Genomic DNA, 1,445 nt, shown 5'->3' on the forward strand with positions numbered 1-1,445 from the left:
ATGTCTAACTTTTTTATTGCACTTCAATAAATCAAAAATTATCTAGGTTCTTTTTATATTATTTAATTTTCCGATCAAGTTTCTTAAATCTTTTAGATTATATTTCTAAAAGATTTTCATTCACATTATTTTTTTTTTATTTTCATATACCATAATCGGGCTTTTATTACATTTTCAAATATGTGAAAATGAATTTTTAAGAAATGAATTTTTAAGAAATGGATTTTTTCTATGATTAAAATAAATAACAATTTAACAAAAGCAGATTGGAAATATGTTTTTTTATTGTTGAAGAAAAATAACATTCTAAGCTCTTTTAATAAAAGAATCAGATTTTGCCAGTTTCTCTCTGTAATAAGTTTTTCCTTTATTATAATTATCTCTCTACTTGATGACCCTCATGAACTAACACTAGTAAAATTGATATATTCCATACAAGATCTATTGGCAATGATTTTTTGTATTTTCTTTTTAAAATTTTTAATGTGGAAAATATTTATTAATAAGAATGTTCAGATTTTAGCAAAAAAAGACCACACTATTTTTTTTGACAATGGAATCAATATTGATAAAAGATCAATAAATAATTCTTCCTATGGTAAATTTAAGTATATTATTGATTCTGATTATTTTTATATTCTGGTTCGTCCCATAAAAATAGAATATTCTCTTAAAAAAAGATCACAAACCGTTCTTCCAATTGTGCCCATAAAAAAGAATAAAAATACTTTAAATACACTTCCATCAACGGATTCCATATTCCAATTATTAGGTTATAAGATTCCTAACATTATAAAAGTCTAAATATTTTCCAGTTTATTATATACGTCGTTAAAAAAAGTGACATGGTAAATAGCCAACTATTTGAAGTGCCCTAAAATTGTTAGACATAATCTAACAATTTTAGGAGCACTTTTTTTATGACCAAATACTCTTCAGAATTCAAAGTTAAACTAGTAAATGAATACTTTGATGGACAAATTTCTATACTTGGATTATCAAAAAAATATGGAATGCCCAGTAAATCACCGATTTATTACTGGGTCCATGAAGCGGAGGCAAATGGACTTAATTATTTGATAACTAAAAAATCTCATAAAGACTATTCTCAAGATTTTAAATTATCCGTGATAGAATATTATAAATTACATAAGATCAGTCGCCTTGATACTGCAATTTATTTCAAAATATCACCTAGCCAGGTTAATTCATGGATATATAGATATAATCACTATGGTGTTATTGGATTAAGGCGTCGTCCCAGAGGGAGACGACCGTTAATGGCCAAGAAAAAGAAGAAACAAACACGTTTAAATTCCACAAAAGAAGAGAAATATTAACAAGAAATTCTCGATCTAAAAGCTAAACTACATGATGCCGAAATGGACCGTGATATTTTAAAAGCACTAAAGACCTTGCGAGAAAACGATCACAACTCGAAAAAG

At 26.5% G+C, this 1,445-nt stretch carries 2 protein-coding genes; both read left to right on the top strand.

Annotated features, from left to right (window positions below; genetic code table 11):
• Window positions 1-231: 231 nt before the first annotated feature.
• Window positions 232-804 (top strand): hypothetical protein, encoded by a 573-nt coding sequence (locus ATN92_RS12655; protein ID WP_056954774.1) that lies wholly within the window; start codon window positions 232-234, stop codon window positions 802-804.
• A 116-nt stretch (window positions 805-920) separates the two neighbouring features.
• A complete protein-coding gene (locus tag ATN92_RS12660) occupies window positions 921-1,340 on the top strand; it encodes a helix-turn-helix domain-containing protein (protein ID WP_056954773.1) in 420 nt (139 codons plus the stop codon).
• Window positions 1,341-1,445: the final 105 nt, after the last annotated feature.

This window comes from Companilactobacillus bobalius (genome assembly GCF_009764355.1).